The sequence below is a fragment of the Micromonospora sp. RV43 genome (genome assembly GCF_001029515.1).
Classification (GTDB): domain Bacteria; phylum Actinomycetota; class Actinomycetes; order Mycobacteriales; family Micromonosporaceae; genus Micromonospora; species Micromonospora aurantiaca.
In genome coordinates this window covers 21,206-41,861 of record NZ_LEKG01000047.1, presented here as the reverse complement: position 1 = coordinate 41,861, position 20,656 = coordinate 21,206, and the positions used below count along the sequence as shown (strand labels likewise).

At 71.9% G+C, this 20,656-nt stretch carries 18 protein-coding genes; 4 read left to right on the top strand and 14 right to left on the bottom strand.

The window, feature by feature from the left end; all coding sequences use genetic code 11:
- Positions 1-116 precede the first annotated feature (116 nt).
- Entirely contained in the window at positions 117-1,724 is a 1,608-nt protein-coding gene (locus ABD52_RS14225) for an ABC-F family ATP-binding cassette domain-containing protein (protein WP_013475896.1), read from the bottom strand.
- A 247-nt stretch (positions 1,725-1,971) separates the two neighbouring features.
- Between ABD52_RS14225 and ABD52_RS14220 the strand changes: the two genes are divergently transcribed.
- On the top strand, positions 1,972-2,886 hold the full coding sequence (locus ABD52_RS14220) for a neutral zinc metallopeptidase (protein WP_047892122.1): 915 nt from the start codon (positions 1,972-1,974) through the stop codon (positions 2,884-2,886).
- A 71-nt stretch (positions 2,887-2,957) separates the two neighbouring features.
- Here ABD52_RS14220 and ABD52_RS14215 read toward each other — a convergent pair whose 3' ends face one another.
- The 12 genes from ABD52_RS14215 to ABD52_RS14160 all read right to left on the bottom strand — a co-directional run bounded on the left by ABD52_RS14215 (position 2,958) and on the right by ABD52_RS14160 (position 16,437).
- Positions 2,958-4,175, bottom strand: a complete 1,218-nt coding sequence (locus ABD52_RS14215; protein ID WP_047892121.1) for an RCC1 repeats protein — start codon at positions 4,173-4,175, stop codon at positions 2,958-2,960.
- Between the two features lie 163 nt (positions 4,176-4,338).
- Entirely contained in the window at positions 4,339-4,977 is a 639-nt protein-coding gene (locus ABD52_RS14210) for an acVLRF1 family peptidyl-tRNA hydrolase (RefSeq protein ID WP_047892120.1), read from the bottom strand.
- 85 nt (positions 4,978-5,062) lie between these two features.
- Entirely contained in the window at positions 5,063-8,089 is a 3,027-nt protein-coding gene (locus tag ABD52_RS14205; RefSeq protein ID WP_047892119.1) for a M12 family metallo-peptidase, read from the bottom strand.
- Positions 8,090-8,328: 239 nt separating this feature from the next.
- Positions 8,329-9,000 (bottom strand): LysE family transporter, encoded by a 672-nt coding sequence (locus ABD52_RS14200; RefSeq protein WP_047892118.1) that lies wholly within the window; start codon positions 8,998-9,000, stop codon positions 8,329-8,331.
- A gap of 679 nt (positions 9,001-9,679) precedes the next feature.
- Positions 9,680-10,117 (bottom strand): metal-sulfur cluster assembly factor, encoded by a 438-nt coding sequence (locus tag ABD52_RS14195; protein WP_041784583.1) that lies wholly within the window; start codon positions 10,115-10,117, stop codon positions 9,680-9,682.
- An 11-nt stretch (positions 10,118-10,128) separates the two neighbouring features.
- On the bottom strand, positions 10,129-10,602 hold the full coding sequence (sufU, locus tag ABD52_RS14190) for a Fe-S cluster assembly sulfur transfer protein SufU (RefSeq protein ID WP_013287442.1): 474 nt from the start codon (positions 10,600-10,602) through the stop codon (positions 10,129-10,131).
- Positions 10,602-11,906, bottom strand: a complete 1,305-nt coding sequence (locus tag ABD52_RS14185) for a cysteine desulfurase (protein ID WP_013287443.1) — start codon at positions 11,904-11,906, stop codon at positions 10,602-10,604. Before ABD52_RS14185 ends, sufU begins: the two co-directional genes overlap by 1 nt.
- An 8-nt stretch (positions 11,907-11,914) precedes the next feature.
- Positions 11,915-12,688, bottom strand: a complete 774-nt coding sequence (gene sufC / locus ABD52_RS14180) for a Fe-S cluster assembly ATPase SufC (protein ID WP_013287444.1) — start codon at positions 12,686-12,688, stop codon at positions 11,915-11,917.
- Positions 12,688-13,032 (bottom strand): non-heme iron oxygenase ferredoxin subunit, encoded by a 345-nt coding sequence (locus tag ABD52_RS14175; protein WP_013287445.1) that lies wholly within the window; start codon positions 13,030-13,032, stop codon positions 12,688-12,690. Before ABD52_RS14175 ends, sufC begins: the two co-directional genes overlap by 1 nt.
- Positions 13,032-14,174 carry a Fe-S cluster assembly protein SufD gene (gene sufD, locus ABD52_RS14170; protein WP_047892117.1) on the bottom strand — a complete coding sequence of 381 codons (1,143 nt, stop codon included), beginning with the start codon at positions 14,172-14,174 and terminating at the stop codon, positions 13,032-13,034. The genes ABD52_RS14175 and sufD overlap by 1 nt, the downstream gene beginning before the upstream one ends.
- A gap of 59 nt (positions 14,175-14,233) precedes the next feature.
- Positions 14,234-15,664, bottom strand: coding sequence for a Fe-S cluster assembly protein SufB (gene sufB / locus ABD52_RS14165; RefSeq protein WP_013287447.1), 1,431 nt, complete (start codon positions 15,662-15,664; stop codon positions 14,234-14,236).
- Entirely contained in the window at positions 15,661-16,437 is a 777-nt protein-coding gene (locus ABD52_RS14160; protein WP_047892116.1) for a metalloregulator ArsR/SmtB family transcription factor, read from the bottom strand. Before ABD52_RS14160 ends, sufB begins: the two co-directional genes overlap by 4 nt.
- A 98-nt stretch (positions 16,438-16,535) precedes the next feature.
- Between ABD52_RS14160 and ABD52_RS14155 the strand changes: the two genes are divergently transcribed.
- On the top strand, positions 16,536-17,498 hold the full coding sequence (locus tag ABD52_RS14155) for a heme A synthase (RefSeq protein ID WP_200905190.1): 963 nt from the start codon (positions 16,536-16,538) through the stop codon (positions 17,496-17,498).
- Between the two features lie 73 nt (positions 17,499-17,571).
- The gene (locus ABD52_RS14150) at positions 17,572-19,239 is read left to right on the top strand and encodes a right-handed parallel beta-helix repeat-containing protein (protein ID WP_047892114.1); all 1,668 of its coding nucleotides are present in this window, start codon (positions 17,572-17,574) and stop codon (positions 19,237-19,239) included.
- A gap of 25 nt (positions 19,240-19,264) precedes the next feature.
- Here the strand turns inward: ABD52_RS14150 and ABD52_RS14145 are convergent, their stop codons facing one another.
- The gene (locus ABD52_RS14145; RefSeq protein ID WP_047892113.1) at positions 19,265-19,981 is read right to left on the bottom strand and encodes a CPBP family intramembrane glutamic endopeptidase; all 717 of its coding nucleotides are present in this window, start codon (positions 19,979-19,981) and stop codon (positions 19,265-19,267) included.
- Between the two features lie 62 nt (positions 19,982-20,043).
- Between ABD52_RS14145 and ABD52_RS14140 the strand changes: the two genes are divergently transcribed.
- Positions 20,044-20,637, top strand: a complete 594-nt coding sequence (locus ABD52_RS14140) for a TetR/AcrR family transcriptional regulator (RefSeq protein WP_047892112.1) — start codon at positions 20,044-20,046, stop codon at positions 20,635-20,637.
- Positions 20,638-20,656: the final 19 nt, after the last annotated feature.

Below are 20,656 nucleotides of genomic sequence, written 5' to 3'. Positions count from 1 at the left end.
GGCCTGACCCCCACCCCCCCCTTTTTTGCCGGTCGATCATGAAGTTGACGGCGATCTGGATCTCCAGAAGTGCCGTCAACTTCATGATCGACCGGCAAAAAAGGGGGGGGTGGGGGTCAGGCCAGCTCCACCAGCTCCAGCAGGTCGTCGGACCAGGCGTCCTCGTCGCCGTCGGGCAGCAGGATGGCGCGGTCCGGCTTGAGCGCGGTGACCGCGCCCGGGTCGTGCGTGACCAGCACGATCGCACCCGGGTAGCGGGCGATCGCGTCGAGCACCTGCTCGCGGCTGACCGGGTCGAGGTTGTTCGTCGGCTCGTCCAGCAGCAGCACGTTGGCACCGGAGCAGACCAGCGTGGCCAGCGCCAGCCGGGTCTTCTCGCCGCCGGAGAGCACACCGGCCGGCTTGTCCACGTCCTCGCCGGAGAACAGGAACGCGCCGAGGATCTTGCGCAGGTCGGTGTCGGTCTGGTCGGACGCGGCGCTGCGCATGTGCTCCAGGATCGTCCGGTCCACGTCGAGCGTCTCGTGCTCCTGGGCGTAGTAGCCCAGCCGCAGCCCGTGCCCGGGGCGTACCTCGCCGGTGTCCGGCTCCAGCAGCCCGCCGAGCATCCGCAGCAGCGTGGTCTTGCCGGCGCCGTTGAGGCCGAGGATGGCCACCCGGGAACCCCGGTCCACAGCCACGTTCACGTCGGTGAAGATCTCCAGCGACCCGTACGACTTGGACAGGCCGGTCGCGGTCAGCGGCGTCTTGCCGCACGGCGCGGGGCTCGGGAACCGTACCTTCGCGACCTTGTCCGCGACGCGGACCTCGTCCAGGCCGGAGAGCAGGCGCTCGGCGCGCCGGGCCATGTTCTGCGCGGCGACGGTCTTGGTGGCCTTGGCCCGCATCTTGTCCGCCTGCGCCATCAGCGCGCCGGCCTTCTTCTCGGCGTTGGCCCGCTCCCGGCGGCGGCGCCGCTCGTCGGTCTCCCGCGCCTCCAGGTACGCCTTCCAGCCCAGGTTGTACGTGTCGACCACGGACCGGGTGGCGTCCAGGAACCAGACCTTGTTGACCACCGCCTCCAGCAGCGAGGCGTCGTGGGAGATCACGATCAGGCCGCCCTTGTGGTTGGCGAGGAAGCCGCGCAGCCAGGTGATCGAGTCGGCGTCGAGGTGGTTCGTGGGCTCGTCGAGCAGCAGGATGCCGCCGCCGTTCTCGCCGGCGTCGCGGAACAGGATCCGGGCCAGCTCGATGCGGCGGCGCTGACCGCCGGAGAGCGTGCCGATGGTCTGCGCCAGGGCGCGGTCGGGCAGGCCGAGGTTGGCGCAGATCCGGGCCGCCTCGGCCTCGGCCGCGTAGCCGCCGAGCGAGGCGAACTGGTCCTCCAGCGCGCCGTAGCGGCGGACGAGCCGCTCGTCGTCGGCGCCCTCGGCGAGCTTGTCCTCCAGCTCCTTCATCTGCGCCATGAGCACGTCCAGGCCACGGGCGGAGAGCACCCGGTCCCGGCCGGTGACGTCCAGGTCACCGGTACGCGGGTCCTGCGGCAGATAGCCGATGGCGCTGCGCCGGTCGATCTGGCCGCCGTACGGCTGTCCCTCCCCGGCGAGCACCTTGAGCGTGGTGGTCTTGCCGGCGCCGTTGCGGCCGACCAGGCCGATCCGGTCCCCCGGCTGCACCCGCAGGGTGGTGTCGGACAGCAGGATCCGGGAACCGGCGCGCAGTTCCAGGCCGGTGGCAGTGATCATCTCGGAGTACTCGCTCTCGGGTCCGGAAGGGCTGACTCAGGGCACGCGAAAGCGCCGGCGGGTGGTGATTTCCCGTCGGCGCGGGGCCGTTCAGCCTTCGCAGCGCAGCACGGGGGCAAGTGTACCGGGCTCCCCGGGGCCACTCCCCCGGATTACCGTGCAAGATCATCGGGTACGGAAACCGCCGTCCGGACCCGGTCCGGTACCGCAACCACCACATACGGACACATCGGTGATCGGGGTCAACATGGAGCTGAACGAGAACGCGCGGGTCGACACCAGCCAGGTGGACGACCGGCGAGGGTCCGGCGGAGGCGGCGGGATGGGCATTCCGATCCCGATCGGCGGCGGCCGGGGCGGGATCGTGGGCATCATCATCGCCGTGCTCGTCGCCCTGGTGGGCGGCGGGTTCGGCCTCAACGCCGCCACCAACGGCGGCGGTTCCGAGCAGGGCGACAACACCTCGCTGGAGCAGAAGTGCTCGGCGCAGGACGCGCTGAAGCAGCTCGACTGCCGCAACACCCTCTACGTCAACTCGATCCAGGCGTACTGGCGTACCGCCATGCCGGAGGCGTTCGGCGAGCAGTACCGGCCGTCGAAGACGGTGTTCTTCAGCCAGAACGTGAGCACCGCCTGCGGCGCTGCCGACTCGGGCGTGGGCCCGTTCTACTGCCCGGCCGACGACCTGGTCTACATCGACCTCAGCTTCTACAAGCTGCTCGCCGATCATCTCGGCGCGGAGGGCGAGTTCGCCCAGCCGTACGTGCTGGCCCACGAGTACGGCCACCACGTGCAGGACCTGCTCGGCACCGAGGCGCAGATGCGCCGCCAGCAGCAGCGCGACCCGCAGAGCGCGAACGCGCTCTCGGTCAAGCTGGAACTCCAGGCCGACTGCTACGCCGGGGCCTGGGCGAAGAACGCCACCGGCACCGCCGACGACAAGGGGCAGAAGATCTTCACAAGCATCACCGAGCAGGACATCTCGCAGGCCATCGACACCGCCGAGAAGATCGGCGACGACGCGATCCAGCAGCGGTCCGGCCGGCCGGTGAACCCGGACGAGTTCACCCACGGCAGCTCGGAGCAGCGCAAGCAGTGGTTCACCAAGGGCTTCACCACCGGCGACCCGAAGTCCTGCGACACCTTCGGTTCGGGGGCCTGAGCCGCTCCGCGCACCGGACCGCACCGCTGACCCAGGTCAGCGGTGCGGTCCGGTGCCGTTGACCGGGCCGGTCAGGCGGGCAGGGTCACCTGACCCGGGGTGGACCGGTTGACAGTCGTCCCGTCGCCCAGCTGGCCACCGCTGTTGTCGCCCCAGCACCACAGGCCGCCGTCGGTGCGGATCCCGCAGCCGTGGTCGGTGACCGCGAGGCCGCCGGTCCAGGTGGTGGCCGTGCCGACCTGGGCGGGCGCGGACCGGTGCGTGGTGCCGCCGTCGCCCACCTGTCCGGCCGAGTTCTTGCCCCAGCACCACACGCTGCCGTCCGTACGCGACGCGCAGGACGTGTCGCTGCTGGCGGCGATCCGGCTCCACGTGGTGACGGTGCCGATCTGCACCGGCGCGGTACGGTACGTGCCGCTCACGCCGAGCTGCCCGTATCCGTTCTCACCCCAGCACCACAGCGCGCCGGAACGGACCCCGCACGTGTGCGCGTACCCGGCCGCGACGCCGGTCCAGCCGGTCGTGGTGCCGACCTGCGCGGGCGCCGTCTGGGGCGCCAGGTTGCCCAGGCCGAGCTGGCCGTCCGAGCTGGACCCCCAGCACCAGAGCGTGCCGCCGGTCCGGATACCGCAGGTGTGCCCGAAGCCGGCCGAGACGCTCACCCAGTCGGTCGCCGTGCCGACCCGCAACGGGGTGTTGGCGACGTACGGCGAGGCGCCGACGCCCAGCTGCGTGGTCCGGTTGAATCCCCAGCACCAGAGCGTGCCGTCGGTGCGGATCCCGCAGGTGTGCGAGGGGCCGGCGTCGACTCTGGCCCAGGTGGTCGCGGTGCCGACCTGCACCGGGGCGCTGCGGCTGGTGGTGGTGCCGTCGCCGAGCTGGCCCCGGAAGTTCGAGCCCCAGCACCACAGCGTCCCGTCCGTGCGGACCGCGCAGGTGTGCCCGGAGCCGGCGTCGACATTCGTCCAGGTGGCGGTGCCGACCCGCGCCGGGGCGCTGCGGTTCGTGGTGGTCCCGTCGCCGAGCTGGCCGCCGTAGTTCGAGCCCCAGCACCACAGCCCCCCGTCGGTGCTGATCGCGCACGTGTGCGCGCCGCCCGCGGTGACGCTGGTGACTGCGGGCGCGGCGAGCGCGGCGCGCTCGACCGGGCCGGCGGCCGCGTTCGCCGTGCCGGCCGTCAGTGTCGCGGTGAGCACGAGGCTTCCGGCGCTCATCGCCGCCGCCGCGACGAGGAGCCTCGTCGCACGGCGCCACCGGGTCCGCAGCCGGCCGTCCTGATATCCGCTCATGAAGTTGTTCTCTCCCAACGATGTCGGCGTGATGGCGGAGGCGAAGCTGGCCCTGCGGGTCGCCCGGAGACCCGCCGCTTCATGCCACCGACCTTATGCATCGAGTCGATTCGATGCATCATCGACGAGCGGGATTGCGCCGTCTTGAGGCGATCTTTCCTGTTCAGCGGACCAGGATGTGGACCGCCCGGGCGGCAGCGACTGCCGCCACCAGCACCGCGTGCCGGGGCTCCGGCACGTCGAGCAGGCGCGGCGCGCGCAGTGCCGCGAGCGGGGCCAGCCGCCGGTCGGCCAGCACCGTGTCCACCGCGCGCCGGTCGCCGCCGCACACCAGCGCCGCCAGCGTGCCCGCCTCCGGCAACAGCAGGCGTACGGCCAGCTCGGCCGCGTCGCCCAGGGCGGCCTTCGCCTGGTTGTCGCGCCGCCTGGCGAACCGCTGCTGGGACCAGCCGCCCGCCGCGGTACGCCCCTGCACGTACCGGGTGTCAACCTTGGAGACCACCAGGTCGGTGCCGTCGGCGGCGCCGACCGCGACAGCGCCCTTGCGGGCCAGCAACAGGCCGAGCCGGCGGGCCGCCGTGGCGGAGGCGACGAACCCGGGTACGTCCGCCGACGCGCTCGCGCCGGGCGGGGTGTGCAGCTCGGCGGTGGCGCCGTCCGGGGCGGTGAGCAGGAGCCCGTACTCCTGCGCGGTCGTCGTCGGCGGGCCGTGCCGGCCGGTGAAACCCTCGACCCAGCGGGCGACGCGGCCGGGGTCGACCTCGACCCACCGGCCACCCCCGGCGGCGGGTCGGCTGCTCATGGCCCGACGGTACGCCATCCACGGACCCGGGAACGCAACGCGGGAGGACACCGCTGCCGGTGCCCTCCCGCGTCTACCGCGTGGATCAGTGGACGGTGAGGTTGCCGCCCTTCAGCTTGACCTCGGCGGTCGCGCCGCCCGTCCAGTCGGACGACAGGAGCAGGGAGCCGCCCTTCCACAGCGTGACCCCGACGGTGTCGTTCCTACCGGGGGCGCCCCGGTCGGTCACCGTCACGGCCAGGGTCAGGCCGGAGGCCACCAGCTTGCCCTTGTTGTCGTACAGGGCGGCCTGGTAGCGCACCTGGGCGGTCCGGCCCGCCGAGGTGACGCCGAGCGCGTCGACGGTGCCGGCCTTGATCGTGTACGACTTCCCGCCGGAGCGGAACTCGACCTCGGCCCTGCCCGTGGCGGGCTTGTTCGCCTTGCCCGGCTTCGCGTTCAGCTCCACCTCGACTGTGGAGTTCACGTCGGCCGGGTAGGTCCCCGCCGAGCGGGTGGCGGTGAACTCGCCGCCGCCGGTGAGGAACCCGCCGTCGGAGACGGCGACCGTGACCTGGGCGATGGTGCTGCCCGTGTAGTTGCCGCCCACCGTCGCGGTGACGGTGTGCGTGCCCTTCGGCAGGGTGGCCGTGCACGCCGCGGACGCGGTGGTGGTGGCCGTGCCGAGCAGGGCCGGCACGGCGGTGCACAGCGTCACGCCGTCCCTGGTGAAGGTGACTGTGGCGGTACGGATGTCACCGGCTGTGGTGTCCGTGGCGCCGGGCAGCACCGAGCCGTCCCGGAGCACGGCCCGCAGCAGCGCCTGGCCGGACACGCCGCCGGTCGCGGTGTTCACGAGCGTGTCACCGGCCCAGCTGACCGCCGCGTCCTCGGCGGCGACGGTGACGGTGAACGAGGTGCCGCCGGTCAGCCCGGAGCCGTCGGACACGGTCACGGTGACCGGGTAGTCACCCGGGGCCGCCGTGGTGGTGCCGGCGACCGTCCAGGTACGCGTACCCGGGCGGGCGTCGGTCGCCGAGGTGCTCGTGACGGCCAGGGACAGGCCGGCGGGCAGCCCGGTGGCGGCGGCGGTCAGGTCCGCGCCGGTGGTGTCGCCGTCGGTCGCGGTGACGGTGACGGCCGGCGAGAGCGCGTCGCTGTACTGCACGCTCACGCCACCGCCGGGGGCGGTGCTGGTGACGACCGGGGCGGACCGGATGGTGAAGTCGGCGTCGTTGACGTCGAAGAAGACGTTTCCGACCGCCTCGATCTTGATCCGGGCCTTCTCGGTCGCCACGTTCGGCAGCGTCACAGTCGCGGTGCCGGTGTTGGCGGTCTGCTCGGCCAGCACATACGGGAAGGTCTGCCCGCCGTCGGCGGACAGCGAGATCTTCACCTGCGCGGCGTTCACCGGCGCCACGTCGGTGCCGGCGACGTCCCACGTCACGGTCCGGGTCGAGCCGCCGTCCAGGACCGCGGCGGTGTCCTGGGAGGTCACCAGGAACGGACCCGCGTCCGGTGCCAGCACCACGGCGACGTCGGCGCTGCCGATGCCGCCGCCACCCAGCCGCCCGTCCCGGGCGGTGAGCTTGAAGTGCAGGGTCCGGTCACCGGCGATGCCGACCCAGTCGCGGGTGGGCAGGAACTCCGAGTAGCAGTCGACCAGCTCGGCCGGCACGTTCGAGGCGCCACCGGTGGCCGGCGGTGCCGGGGCCGCCGGGCAGGTGCCGGTGGCGGCGTTGGTGTTGCCGGCCAGGATCTGCCTCATGTCGGGGAAGACCCGGGTCGAGTCGGTGGTGACCGAGTTCAGACCCGGCGAGTAGTACTTCAGCGTGTCGGTCGGCGACACGATCGCCGCCTCGCCGAACACCCGGAACAGCGGACCGTTGACCTTCGTGTTGTTCGTCAGCGCGGTGCCGGTCGTGGCGCCCCTGTCGTTCTGCTCCCACAGGTACGTGACAGTGTCCCCGTCGGCGTCGGTGGCGCTGCCGGTCAGCGCGAACGGCGTCCGCACCGGGATGGTGACGGTGTCCGGGACGGTGACCACCGGGGCGTGGTTGGAGGTCTCCTCGACCAGCCAGCCGCCGTTGTCGACGGCGCCGCCCTTGGCCGTCTCGCCGACGAACCCGGAGGCGCCGGAGGCGTTCGTCAGCTCCAGCGACGCCACGTTCGTGGTCGCCAGCGTGCCACCGAAGGTCACCTGGAAGCCGTTGTCGTTGAGCGTGCCGCTGCCACCGAACGCGGCCACCGTGACCGTCGCGCCGGCCGGCCAGCCGGCGATGCCCTCGACGGTGGCCTTGATGCCGGCGGTGGTGTAGTTGACGCCCCGCACGATCGGCGCCGAGTCGGCGCCCGCGTAGCGGACGGTGAACGAGTCACCGTCGGCGTCGAACCCGTACAGCGAGACGTTCTGCACCTCGTTGATCGCCGGGCGGTTCGAGGTGACGTAGTTGGTGATCTCGGTGTAGCTGCGGTGCGACCAGTACGGGTCGCTGTGCGGCTGGAGGTTGTCCTGCTGGCAGATGCCCGCGTACGCCATGATCGACGAACCGCTGCCCGGCTCGTACGAGTTGGCCGCGCTGCGGTTGCCGCCCGAGCAGTTGTACTGCGTGCCGTTGAAGGTGTGGTTGCCGGCGAACTGGTGACCCATCTCGTGCGAGACGTAGTCGACCGCGTAGAAGTCGCCGACCGGCGTCGGCAGGCCGGTGCAGCCCTGAGCCTTGCCGTTGCCGCCGATCACGCCGAGGCTGGCCACACCGCCGCCGTTGACGCCCAGGCCGACGTGGCCCACGTCGTAGTTGCTCGCGCCGACGAGCTGGCCGAGCACGATCCGGTTACGGCTGAGCGTGCCGCCGCCGCAGGAGGTGAGCTGCGCCGGCGTGAAGCAGGCAGCCGCGCCGCACGGGCCGTTCGGCTCGGTGGCCAGCGCCGGGGTGTTCAGGTTGGTCTTGTCGGTGTCGTTGATCAGGACGAGCCGGATCGCGGTCTCGTCCTCGTAGATCTGGGTGACCCGGTTCATCAGCGTCACCTTCGCGGCGGTGACGTTCTCCGCGCCGAAGTAGGTGGCGTAGGACGGGTCGGTCACCAGCGCCACCCGGTAGGTGCGCAGCTTCACCAGCGGCCCGGCCGGCACCTCCGCCTCGGCGATCTCCTCGGCCAGCGCGTGCGCCTCCTGCGTGACGTCACCGGCCTGCGGGATCCGCGCTTCGCAAGGGCGAACCGGCCGGCCTGACGGCCGAGGACACCTGCGGTCGTACGCCGGGCCGGGAATGGATCTTTCCGTCGCCCGGGACTGCCGGTTCGGCCGATCCCCCGGTAACGGATCGCGAACGGCCCCGTCATCGGCCCGACATGTCGGGCCGTCCCCGTCGGTCAGACGCCGAGCACAGTGGCGACCGCGAGAGCCGCGATGATGACGCTGGACAGCAGCGCCGTGACCCGCCGCCCACGGGGACCGGTGAGGGCCCGGCCGATCAGCGTGCCGCCCCCGGCGATCAGCAACTGCCAGCTCGCCGACGCGAGGAAGACCCCGGCGGTGAAGGCGGCAGTGCCCGCCGGGCCGGAGCCGAGCACGTCACCCCGGCCGAGGACGAGCGCCACGAAGTAGACCACAGTGGCCGGGTTGAGCAGGGTCAGCGCGAGAACCGCGGCGAACGCGCGCACCGGCGTGTCCAGCCCACCCCGCGCGCCCGGCTCCTGCGTCGTGCCCGACGGATGCGTGGTGGCCGACGGGCTCGGCGGATGCGTTGTGGCCGGTGGACGCAGCGCGCGCCGGGCGGTGAGGCCGGCGAGAGCCAGCAGCACCCCCGCGGCGACCAGCCGCAGCGGACCCGCGAACGGCGCGAGCCCGCTCGCCACCGCGGCCCCGCCGAGCGCCGCCAGCGCCGCGTAGAGACCGTCGGCGCCGGCCACGCCGAGTGCCGCCGCCGCACCGACCCGGAACGAGGTACGCGCGCTGAGTCCGAGAATGAGGATCGCGATCGCGCCGACCGGAATGGCGACGCCGTAGCCGGCGACCAGGCCGGCCAGGAACGCCCCGGTCACGACGACGGGTGATGGGTCGAGGCGGCCGAGGGCAGGGTGCGCTGTCGACGCGCGGCGGTGGCCGCACGGACAGGAGCCTGCTTCGGGTACGCCTCGATCACCCGCTCATCCTGCACCCGGCTCCCTCACTCCGCGACCGCTTTTCCCGCGCGCCCGCACGCGCACCCCGCGGCTGGGCTGGGCTGGGCTGGGCTGGAGATCTTGGTACGAATCTGCCTCCTCGGGGGCGATCTCATACCAAGATCTCGCCGTTCCCGGCCCGACGCCGGCGGCAGTGCCGTCAGCCCACCTTGATCGACACCACTACGCCGAGGTGGCGGCATCAAAGCGACTCCGACCACACCACTTCGGCGAAACGGTGTCGATCAAGCCGAAAAGGCGGACGTTTCCCACAACGAGGGGGCCGGATCCCGGCATGAGGGAGGCGAGGAGGTCTCGGAAGGAAACGGCCACCCAAGGGGCGATTTCGTACCAAGATCTCGCCGTTCCTCGCCCCGCCGCCGGCGGCGGCAGTGCCGTCAGCCCAGCTTGATCGACACCACTACGCCGAGGTGGCGGCATCAGAGCGACTCCGACCACACCACTTCGGCGAAACGGTGTCGATCAAGCCCGCAGACACTACGGGCGCGGCAACCCCTTGGCAGGGGTGCCGCGCCCGTTGCGGTGACCGGGAGAACGGTCAGACGTTGAAGCCGAGCGAGCGGAGCTGGTCGCGCCCCTCGTCGGTGATCTTGTCGGGGCCCCACGGCGGCAGCCAGACCCAGTTGATCCGGATGTCGTTGACCAGGCCGCCGCCGGGACCGGTGGTCAGCGCCTGCCGCGCCTGGTCCTCGATCACGTCGGTCAGCGGGCAGGCCGCCGAGGTCAGCGTCATGTCCAGGGTGGCGACGTTCTCGTCGTCGACGTGGACGCCGTACACCAGGCCGAGGTCGACCACGTTGATGCCCAGCTCGGGGTCGACGACGTCCTTCATCGCCTCCTCGATGTCACCGATCGCGGCCTTGCCGCCGGTCGGCGCCGCCGCACCCGCGGCCGCGCCGTCAGCGACAGCTCCGTTGACGGCCGCGCCACCGGCAACCGTGCCGTCGGTCGCCACCGCGCCGGTCTCCGAGGTCATGTTCTCGTCGCTCATGCCTTCACCTCCGGGCTCACGCCCACCCCGGCGCGTGCCGCGGCGTCCTTGAACGCCATCCACGACAACAGCGCGCACTTCACCCGGGCCGGGTAGCGCGCGACACCCGCGAACGCCACCCCGTCTCCGAGCACGTCCTCGTCCGGCGTGACCTGGCCCCGCCCGGACATCAACTCCACGAACGCCTCGTGCACCACAGCGGCGTCGCTCGCGGCCTTGCCGCGCAGCAGCTCGTGCAGGATGCTCGCCGACGCCTGGCTGATCGAGCAGCCCATCCCGTCGTACGAGATGTCGGTGAACACGCTGCCGTCTGTCGCCACCCGCACGGTGATCTCGTCGCCGCAGGTCGGGTTGACGTGGTGCGCCTCGCCGACCCGGGCGGCCGGATCCGCCGCCTCCCGCAGGCCACGGCCGTGCGGGTGCTTGTAGTGGTCCAGGATGATCTCCTGGTAGAGGGATTCGAGCTGCATCACTGGAACACCTTCCGCACCCGCTCCAGACCCGCCACCAGGGCGTCGATCTCCGCGGTGGTGGTGTAGAGGTAGAACGACGCCCGCGTCGTGGCCGGCACCCCGAAGCGGGTGCACACCGGCTTGGCGCAGTGGTGGCCCACCCGCACCTGCACACCGAGCGAGTCGAGCACCTGCCCGACGTCGTGCGGGTGCACGTCACCGAGCGCGAACGAGATCGTCCCGCCCCGGCCCACAGGCACCGTCGGGCCGAAGATCCGCAGGTCCGGCACTGTGGCGAGGGCGTCGAGCGCGTACGCCGTCAGTTCCTTCTCGTGCCACTGAACAGCCGGCATGCCGATCGCGGTGAGGTAGTCCACCGCCGCGCCGAGCGCCACCGCCTCGGCGATCGGCGGGGTGCCCGCCTCGAACCGGGCCGGCGGCGCGGCGAACGTCGAGCCCGCCATCGTCACCGTCTCGATCATCGAGCCGCCACCCATCACCGGGGGCATCGCGGCGAGCAGCTCGCCCCGGCCCCAGAGCACGCCGATGCCGGTCGGCCCGCACATCTTGTGCCCGGTGAAGACGATGAAGTCGGCGTCGTAGCCGACCACGTCCATCGGCAGGTGCGGCACCGACTGCGAGCAGTCGAGCAGCAGCAGCGCGCCGACCTCGCGGACCCGCGCGGTGATCCGCGAGGTGGCGTTGACGGTGCCCAGGATGTTCGACATGTGCACCAGCGAGACGATCTTCGTCCGCTCGGTGACCAGGTCGTCCAGGCCGGACTCGTCGAGCCGGCCCTGGTCGGTGACGGGGAACCAGCGCAGCGTCGCGCCGGTACGCTCCGCCAGCAACTGCCACGGGACGATGTTCGAGTGGTGCTCCATCTCGGAGATCACGATCTCGTCGCCGGGGCCGAGCCGGAACCGCGGGTCACCGTCCGCGCGCAGCGAGGCGTTGGAGAACGCGTACGCCACGAGGTTGATCGCCTCGGTGGAGTTCTTGGTGAACACCACCTCGTCAACGCTCGGCGCGTTGATGAACGCGGCGATCTTCGCCCGCGCGCCCTCGTACGCCTCGGTCGCCTCGGTGCCCAGCGTGTGCACCGAGCGCGACACGTTGGCGTTGTGCAGCGCGTAGTGCTCGGCGAGCACGTCGAGCACCTGCCGCGGCTTGTGCGAGGTGTTCGCGCTGTCCAGGTAGACGAGCGGGTGACCGTTGACCTCCCGGTCGAGGATCGGGAAGTCGGCCCGCACCTTCGCCACGTCGAAGCGCGGCACGTCGTCGTACTGCGGCATGCCCGCCGGGATGGCCATCGAGGTCATGTCGAGTCTCAGGCCCGCGCCGCGCCGGCCCCGGCGACGTACCGCTCGTAGCCCTCTTCCTCGAGCTTGTCGGCCAGCTCCCGGCCGCCCTGCTCGACGATCCGGCCGGCCACGAAGACGTGCACGAAGTCCGGCTTGATGTAGCGCAGGATGCGCGTGTAGTGGGTGATCAGCAGCAGGCCGGTGTCGCCGGTGTCGCGCACCCGGTTCACGCCCTCGCTGACCACGCGCAGCGCGTCCACGTCCAGGCCGGAGTCGGTCTCGTCGAGGATCGCCATCTTCGGCTTGAGCAGCTCCAGCTGCACGATCTCGTGCCGCTTCTTCTCACCGCCGGAGAAGCCCTCGTTGACGTTGCGCTGGGCGAACGCCGGGTCCATCTGGAGCTTCTCCATGGCGCCGCGCAGCTCGCCGGCCCAGGTGCGCAGCTTCGGCGCCTCGCCGTCGATGGCGGTCTTGGCGGTACGCAGGAAGTTGGCCACCGACACGCCGGGGACCTCGACCGGGTACTGCATGGCCAGGAAGAGGCCGGCGCGGGCCCGCTCGTCGACGGACATGGACAGCACGTCCTCGCCGTCGAGGGTCACCTCGCCGCCGGTGATCTCGTACTTCGGGTGACCGGCGATCGAGTACGCCAGCGTGGACTTGCCGGAGCCGTTCGGGCCCATGATGGCGTGCGTCTCGCCGGAGCGCACGGTCAGGTCGACCCCGTGCAGGATCGGCTTGAGCTCACCCTCGGGCAGCTTGACCGACACCTTCAGGTCGCGGATCTCCAGGGTGCTCATCAGCGGGTCACTCCATTGCTCGGCAGCGGACGGCCGTCGCCGTCCACGGAAAGGTAGATGTCGCCGTCGCGGACTTCGACGGGATAGACGGGTACGGGTTCGGTCGCGGGCAGCCCGGTGGGCTCACCGGTACGCAGGTCGAAACGGGAGCCGTGCAGCCAGCATTCCAGCGTGCAGCCCTCGACCTCGCCCTCGGACAGCGCCACGGCGGCGTGCGAGCACTCGTCGTGCACCGCGTAGAACACGTCGTCCTCGCCGTGCACGATCGCGACCTGCACGCCGTCCACGTCGGCGCTGATCACGGTGCCCTTCGGCACGTCCTCGGTGGAGCAGATCTTGAGCATCAGGCGCCGGCCTTCGCCAGCCGCGCCTCGATGGCGTCGCCGAGGCGCTCGCGCAGGTCCTCGACCGGGATCTTGTTGATCAGCTCGGCGAAGAAGCCGCGCACCACCAGGCGCCGCGCCTCGGCCTCCGGAATGCCCCGGGCCATCAGGTAGAACAGCTGCTCGTCGTCGAACCGGCCGGTCGCGCTGGCGTGCCCGGCGCCGGCGATCTCGCCGGTCTCGATCTCCAGGTTGGGTACGGAGTCGGCCCGCGCGCCGTCGGTGAGCAGCAGGTTCCGGTTGATCTCGTACGTGTCGGTACCAGTCGCCTCGGCGCGGATCAGCACGTCGCCGACCCAGACCGTGTGCGCGTCGTCGCCCTGCAGCGCACCCCGGTAGCCGACGTTGCTGCGGCAGTCCGGCACGGTGTGGTCGACCAGCTGCCGGTGCTCCAGGTGCTGGCCGGAGTCGGCGAAGTAGACGCCGTACAGCTCGGCCTCGCCGCCGCGCTGGGTGTACTCCACCGACGTGTACTGCCGGACCAGGTCGCCGCCGAGGCTGACCTGCACGTGCAGGATCCGGGCGTCGCGGCCCAGCCGCACCTTGAGGTGCTGCGCCTGCACCGCGTCGTCGGCCCAGTCGGCGACGGTGACCAGGGTCAGCTTCGCCCCGTCGCCCACAGTCACCTCGACGTTGTCGGCCAGCGTGGCCGAGCCGACGTGCTCGATCACCACTGTGGCCTCGGCGAACCGGTCCACCTCGACGAACGTGTGACCGAAGGCGAGCGCCTCGGCGTTCTCGCCGACCACCCGCAGGCGCACCGGCTGCTCCACCACCGCGTCGCGGTCGACGCGCACCAGCAGCGCGCCGTCGGCCCCGCCGTACGCGAGCGCGCTGACCCGGTCGAACGGGGTGAGCACGCTGCCCACCCGGGGGTCGTCCCGGCCGATCCGGTCGACGGTGACGCCCTCGGGCAGGTCACCGTACTCGTGCCGGACCGCGCCGGTCGCGCCCTGCGCCGACGGGGTCAGGCCGCGCAGGCGCTTGAGCGGGGTGAAGCGCCACTCCTCCTCCAGGCCGGTCAGGGCCGGGAAGTCGGCGACGTCGTACGAGCGGAGCGCCTGCGACTTGGTCGTGGGCGGCGCGGAAGCCTGGGTAGTCATCTCTTCCTTGGTCTGTTCTGCGACGAGGTGTCAGTGAGTCGGAGGGCGGGCGGCCGGCGTCAGCCGACCGCGCCCTCCATCTGCAGCTCGATCAGGCGGTTGAGCTCCAGCGCGTACTCCATCGGAAGCTCCTTGGCGATCGGCTCGATGAAGCCGCGCACGATCATCGCCATCGCCTCGTCCTCGCTCAGGCCCCGGCTCATCAGGTAGAAGAGCTGGTCCTCGCTGACCTTGGAGACGGTCGCCTCGTGCCCCATCGACACGTCGTCCTCGCGGATGTCGACGTACGGGTAGGTGTCGGAGCGGGAGATCGTGTCGACCAGGAGCGCGTCGCACTTGACCGTGCTCTTGCTGCTGGTCGAGCCCTCCAGCACCTGCACCAGACCGCGGTACGAGGTGCGGCCGCCGCCCCGGGCGATCGACTTCGACACGATGGTCGAGGAGGTGTGCGGCGCGGCGTGCACCATCTTGGCGCCGGCGTCCTGGTGCTGGCCCTCGCCGGCCATGGCCACCGAGAGCACCTCGCCCTTGGCGTGCTCGCCGGTCATGTAGACCGCCGGGTACTTCATGGTGACCTTGGAGCCGATGTTGCCGTCGACCCACTCCATGGTCGCGCCCTCGTGGCACACGGCGCGCTTGGTGACCAGGTTGTAGACGTTGTTCGACCAGTTCTGGATGGTCGTGTACCGGCACCGGGCGTTCTTCTTGACGATGATCTCCACGACGGCGCTGTGCAGCGAGTCGGAGGAGTAGATGGGCGCGGTGCAACCCTCGACGTAGTGCACGTACGCGCCCTCGTCGACGATGATCAGCGTCCGCTCGAACTGGCCCATGTTCTCCGTGTTGATCCGGAAGTAGGCCTGCAGCGGGATGTCCACGTGCACGCCCTTCGGCACGTAGATGAACGAGCCACCGGACCAGACGGAGGTGTTCAGCGCGGCGAACTTGTTGTCGCCGACCGGGATCACCGTGCCGAAGTACTCCTTGAACAGGTCCTCGTGCTCCTTGAGCGCGGTGTCCGTGTCCAGGAAGACGACACCCTGCTCCTCCAGGTCCTCACGGATCTGGTGGTAGACCACCTCGGACTCGTACTGCGCCGCGACACCGGCGACCAGGCGCTGCTTCTCCGCCTCCGGGATGCCGAGCTTGTCGTAGGTGTTCTTGATGTCCTCGGGCAGGTCCTCCCAGGAGGTGGCCTGCTTCTCGGTGGACCGCACGAAGTACTTGATGTTGTCGAAGTCGATCCCGGTGAGGTCGGCGCCCCAGTTCGGCATCGGCTTGCGGCCGAACAGCCGCAGGCCCTTGAGCCGCAGGTCGAGCATCCAGGCCGGCTCGTTCTTCTTGGCCGAGATGTCCCGCACCACCGCCTCGCTGAGGCCGCGCTGGGCGGACGCCCCGGCGACGTCGGGGTCGGCCCAGCCGTACTCGTAACGGCCGAGGGCCGCGAGCTGCTCCTCCTGGGTCAGGGGCTGGACGATCTGCTCGGTCATCTATCTGTCCTCACAGTGGTGACGGTGGAACCGGACTGGGCGGGAATGTGCGTGGTGCACACGCCGTCGCCGTGCGCGATGGTGGCCAGGCGCTGTACGTGAGTGCCGACCAGACGGGAGATCACTTCGGTCTCGGCCTCGCACAGCTGAGGGAACTCGGCGGCCACGTGCGCCACCGGGCAGTGGTGCTGGCAGAGCTGGCCGCCGGAGGCGATCGTGGACGCGTTGGCAGCGTAACCCTCGGCGGTCAGCGCGCCGGCGAGCGCCTCCGCCCGCGCGAGCGGGGCGTCTCCGGCGTCCTCCATGGCCGACCGGCAGCGGGCCTCCAGCGCGGAGACCTGCTCGGCCGCGAACGCCGCGACCGCCTCGGTGCCGCCGGTGCGGGCGATCCACCGCAGCGCGGCGGTGGCCATGTTGTCGTAGTGGTGGGTGCCGCAGCGACCGCGGCCCGCCTCGGTGAGCGCGAAGACCTTGGCCGGGCGGCCGCGCCCGCGGCTGCCGCGGACGGTCTGGTCGCGGGCGACCACGTCACCGTCGGCGAGCATCGCGTCGAGGTGGCGGCGGATCGCGGCCGGGCTCAGGCCGAGCGCCGAGCCGAGCTGCGCGGCGGTGGTGGGGCCACGCTCCAGCAGCAGCTGGGTGACCCGGTCGCGGGTCGACAGGTCGGCCGGAGCGGTCTCCCGCTCGCCGGGCCGTACGCCGCGACGTGCGCGCGCGCCACCGGCGACCGGACCGGTCACCGGCGTTCGGGAGAGCGCCGCCGCGTTTTTCACAACGGCAACGTTACGTAATTCGCCGAGGGCCTGCAAACCCGGGGTCCGGTGATTCCGACCACCGGGGTGCCGGAGTCACCCGATCGGGATCAACTACGGTGCGTAGGATTCGCTTCGTGAAGCGATCCGTCCGGTTTCCGGTCTCCGCCACGCTGCTGCGCCGCCTCGCGCTCGCCTCGATCATCGCGAACGTCGCGATCGTGGTCACCGGCGGGGCCGTCCGGCTCACCGCCTCCGGCCTCGGCTGCCCCACCTGGCCCCGGTGCACCGAGGACTCCTACACCACGACACCCGAGATGGGCGTGTACGGGGTGATCGAGTTCGGCAACCGGCTGCTCACCTTCGCGGTCGGGATCATCGCGCTCGCCGTGGTGCTGGCCGTGCTGGCGCACCGCCCCCGCCGCCGCGGGACGCTGCCGCTGGCCGTGGGCGTGCTGTTCGGCATCCCGGCCCAGGCGATCATCGGTGGCATCACAGTGCTCACCAACCTCAACCCGTGGGTGGTCGGGCTGCACTTCCTCGCCTCGATGGCGGTGATCGCGGTCGCGTACGCGCTCTGGCGGCGCATCAAGGATCCGGACGGGCCGGTGTCCCCGACCGTGCCGGCGCCGCTGCGTACGCTCGCCTGGATCACCACGGCGGTGAGCGCGTCGGTGCTGGTGATCGGCACCTGGGTGACAGGCAGCGGACCGCACGCCGGCGACCACGGCGCGGCCCGCAACGGCCTGGACCCGGCGGCGATCTCCCAGGTCCACGCCGACGGCGTCTTCCTGCTGATCGGCCTGTCGGTGGCGCTGTACTTCGCGTTCCGGGCGGTCGGCGCGGCGCGGGCGGCCCGGGCCGCCGCGGTGCTGATCGCGGTCGAGCTGGGGCAGGGCGTGATCGGCTTCGTCCAGTACTTCACCCACCTGCCCGCCGTGCTGGTCGGCGCGCACATGCTCGGCTCCTGCCTGGTGCTGCTGGCCACCCTCGGCGTGCTCTGGGCCACCCGGGAGCGGCTGCCGGCCACCCCGGAGGCACCGGCCGCGCCCGCCGCGCAACGGGTGGGCGCCGCCGCCTGAGCGCGGGCGTTACCGCGCGGCGGGAGCGGGAAAGCGGCACGGGCCACCGACCGCCGCCCGAGGGGAGCTCCCCGTGTCGCGCAAGAGCCTCTCCACCACCACCCCGCAACGGCTGACCCCGGTCGCCGGCGCGCCGCTGTGGTGCGACGCCCGCGAGCACGGCCTCACCGGCGACGGGGTCACCAACGACCAGCCCGCCCTGGCGGCGCTGGTGGACCGCCTCGGCGCCGGGTACGACGCCGACGGCCGGGCCCGGGTGATCTACTGCCCGCCCGGCCTGTACTCGATCCGCGACGCCGGCACCGTCTGGCGCAGCGGCGTCTCGCTGATCGGCGCCGGACCGGCAGCTACCCGCTTCCTGCTCAGCAACGAGGGCAACCGCAGCGCACCGGTCCCGCTCGCCTTCTGGACCACCGTGCAGCACGGCGCGGACCGGGACCGGCACATCGCCGACTGCTCGTTCGCCGACTTCGAGATCGACGGCTCCGGCGTGGCCCAGACGTCCTACGACTACCTGGCCAAAGGGCTGGGCCTGCAGTACGTGGTGCGCGGCGTGTTCCGCAACCTCTACATCCACCACACCGGGGCGACCGGCCTGGGCTGTGACTTCCTCCAGGACAGCCTGATCGACGGCGTGGTCGTGGTGGGATGCGGCCGGCTGGACAACGGCGACCAGATGGGCGGCGCGGGGATCGGCGTCGGCATCGGCGGCTGGGGCGACGTGGAGCGCCTCACCATCGCCAACTGCACCACCATCGGCAACGGCACCAACGGCATCTTCCTGGAGCTGCAGAAGGACTACTGGACCCCGCCGCGCGGCATCCGGATCGTCGGCTGCCACAGCCAGGCCAACCGGTTCGGCATCTCCGACTGGGGAGCGGACGGGCTGATCGTCTCCGCCTGCACCATGACCAACAACCTGGAGGCCGGCTTCGACGTGTCGGGCAACGGCACCGCCGGGGTCGCCGGGCGCGGCGGCCTGGTCACCGGCTGCGTGATCGACTACAACGTCGGCGACGGCATCAGCATGGGCAACACCCCCGGCCCGTACGCGGTGCAGGCCAACCGGATCAGCCGTAACGGCGGCTTCGGCTACCACGAGCACGACCTGGGCCACGGCTACCGGGGCGCGGCGGCCGACGTGGTGATCCAGGACAACGACATCCGGGAGAACGCGCTGGACGGCATCCGGATCGACCGGCCGATGCTCGACACGTCGATCGTCGGGAACCGGATCCGGGACAACGGCCGCCGCTCCGCCCCGGCCTGCTCCGGCTCCGGCGAGGCGGTGCGGTACGGCCCGCGCGAGGTCGCCGACGGCAACGCCGACTGGCCGGCCGGCGGGCACCGGGGCAAGGTGGTCCGGGTCGGCTCGCGGGACGCGGTGGTGTCCGACAACAGCGCCACCGGGCTCTCCCTGGCCGAGGTACGCCCGGACGGTTCCACCGGCTGGAACGCGGACACACCGGGGCCCGGCACGGCGTACGAGCTGCCCGACTCGCCACCGGCGTGCGGCGGCATCACGATCGCCGCGCCGTTCGACTCGGCCACCGTGCGCGGCAACCGGATCTGGCACCGGGACGCCGACACCCAGGCGTACGGCATCTGGGTCACCGAGGCGGGCAGCTGCGTCTCCTGTGCGTTCGAGGACAACGACCTGGCCGGCACCGAGGCCGCGCTGCGGCTGGACACGCCGCCGATCGGTGGTCGCTGGGCACGTAACCACAGCGACCGCGACTGAACGCGCTGTCGCCGTGTGCGGGCGGTCAGGCGGACGCCTCGGCGGCGAACGCCAGCGCGACGAGCGTTCCGTTGCTGACGGCATGGGCGAGGATCGGCACCCAGAGGTTGCGGTGGCGGTGCAGCAGCCAGGCGAACAGCAGCCCGGCGAAGAGCGCGCTGACGGTGTTGAAGACCCGGGGCAGGTGTACGACGGCGAAGAAGGCCGCCGACAGCACCACGGCGGCCACGGCGGGCAGCCGCGCGGCCAGCCCCTGGTAGAAGACACCCCGGTAGAGGATCTCCTCGTAGAGCGGGGAGACGACGGCGCCGAAGGCGAACGCGAAGGCGAACTGCGCGAGCAGGCTTCCGGCGGGGTAGCCGCCCTCACCACCGCCGCCCTCGACGAGCGCCGCGGGCAGCGCCACCACGAGCACGAGGGTGAGCGCGGCCTTGGCCAGGCCCCAGCCCACCGCGGCGCCCACCTGGCGGCCCGCCGGGCGGACGAGCCGCAGCGGCCGGGCGATCTCGCCGAAGCGGTGGCGCACCACCGCGAGGCCGACAGCGAGCTGGGTGCCGTTGATCAGGGCCCAGGCGATGGTGGACGCCGCCGTCTCCGGCATGCCCAGCCGCGCCGGTCCCCGGGCCAGGAAGTCCGCCACCGCCGAGTTGGCCAGGCCGACGCCGACGGCGAGCACGAGCGCCATGTCGAGGTAGCTGAACCGGCGGGTGTCGCGTGCGGTGTCGGTGAGGGGTGCGGTCATGCCGGGCAACGTTAGGCGGCCGACCTATATCGGTCAAATGACCGACCATCTATGATCACCTCGTGCCCAAGGTTGTGGACCACGAGGAGCGGCGACGTCATCTCGGCGCGGCGGCCTGCGTCGTACTGGCGCGGGCGGGGTCGGCCGGGATGACGGTGCGGGCCGTCGCCGCCGAGGCCGGCATGCCGCTGGCGACCGCGCAGCACTACCTGCCGGCTCGGGAACTGATGGTCCGGGCGGCAATGGACCACCTGGCCGGACGCGTGGTGGCGCGGGCCCGGACGATCCCCGCCGACCCGGTCACGCCGGAGGTGATCCGGCAGGCGGTGCGCCAACTCGTCCCGCTGGACGCCGAACGCGCCTTCGAGGCCCGCGTCTGGCTGGTCCTCACCGCCGAGGCGCTCGTCGACGAGCAGGTCGCGGCGATCCTGGCGGAGAGCGAGGCGCAGATGCGGGCCAACGTGGAGCGGCTGCTCACGCTCGGCCGGGCCGCGGGTGGCATCGCCGGGCACGTGGACGCGCGGGCCGAGGCCGCCGCGCTGGCGACGCTGCTGGACGGCCTCACCGTACGGATCCTGACCACCGGCCTGGATCCCGCGAACGCACGCGCGGAGATCGACGCCCACCTGGCCCGGCTCACGGCGGCCGTCGCCTGAACCGGTCGGCATCCGCGAC

Coding starts and splice junctions, on each gene's coding strand:
- ABD52_RS14225 (WP_013475896.1), bottom strand. CDS start 1,724: ATGATCACTGCCACCGGCCTGGAACTGCGCGCCGGTTCCCGGATCCTG.
- ABD52_RS14220 (WP_047892122.1), top strand. CDS start 1,972: ATGGAGCTGAACGAGAACGCGCGGGTCGACACCAGCCAGGTGGACGAC.
- ABD52_RS14215 (WP_047892121.1), bottom strand. CDS start 4,175: ATGAGCGGATATCAGGACGGCCGGCTGCGGACCCGGTGGCGCCGTGCG.
- ABD52_RS14210 (WP_047892120.1), bottom strand. CDS start 4,977: ATGAGCAGCCGACCCGCCGCCGGGGGTGGCCGGTGGGTCGAGGTCGAC.
- ABD52_RS14195 (WP_041784583.1), bottom strand. CDS start 10,117: ATGACCTCGGAGACCGGCGCGGTGGCGACCGACGGCACGGTTGCCGGT.
- sufU (WP_013287442.1), bottom strand. CDS start 10,602: ATGCAGCTCGAATCCCTCTACCAGGAGATCATCCTGGACCACTACAAG.
- ABD52_RS14185 (WP_013287443.1), bottom strand. CDS start 11,906: ATGACCTCGATGGCCATCCCGGCGGGCATGCCGCAGTACGACGACGTG.
- sufC (WP_013287444.1), bottom strand. CDS start 12,688: ATGAGCACCCTGGAGATCCGCGACCTGAAGGTGTCGGTCAAGCTGCCC.
- ABD52_RS14175 (WP_013287445.1), bottom strand. CDS start 13,032: ATGCTCAAGATCTGCTCCACCGAGGACGTGCCGAAGGGCACCGTGATC.
- sufD (WP_047892117.1), bottom strand. CDS start 14,174: ATGACTACCCAGGCTTCCGCGCCGCCCACGACCAAGTCGCAGGCGCTC.
- sufB (WP_013287447.1), bottom strand. CDS start 15,664: ATGACCGAGCAGATCGTCCAGCCCCTGACCCAGGAGGAGCAGCTCGCG.
- ABD52_RS14145 (WP_047892113.1), bottom strand. CDS start 19,981: ATGACCGCACCCCTCACCGACACCGCACGCGACACCCGCCGGTTCAGC.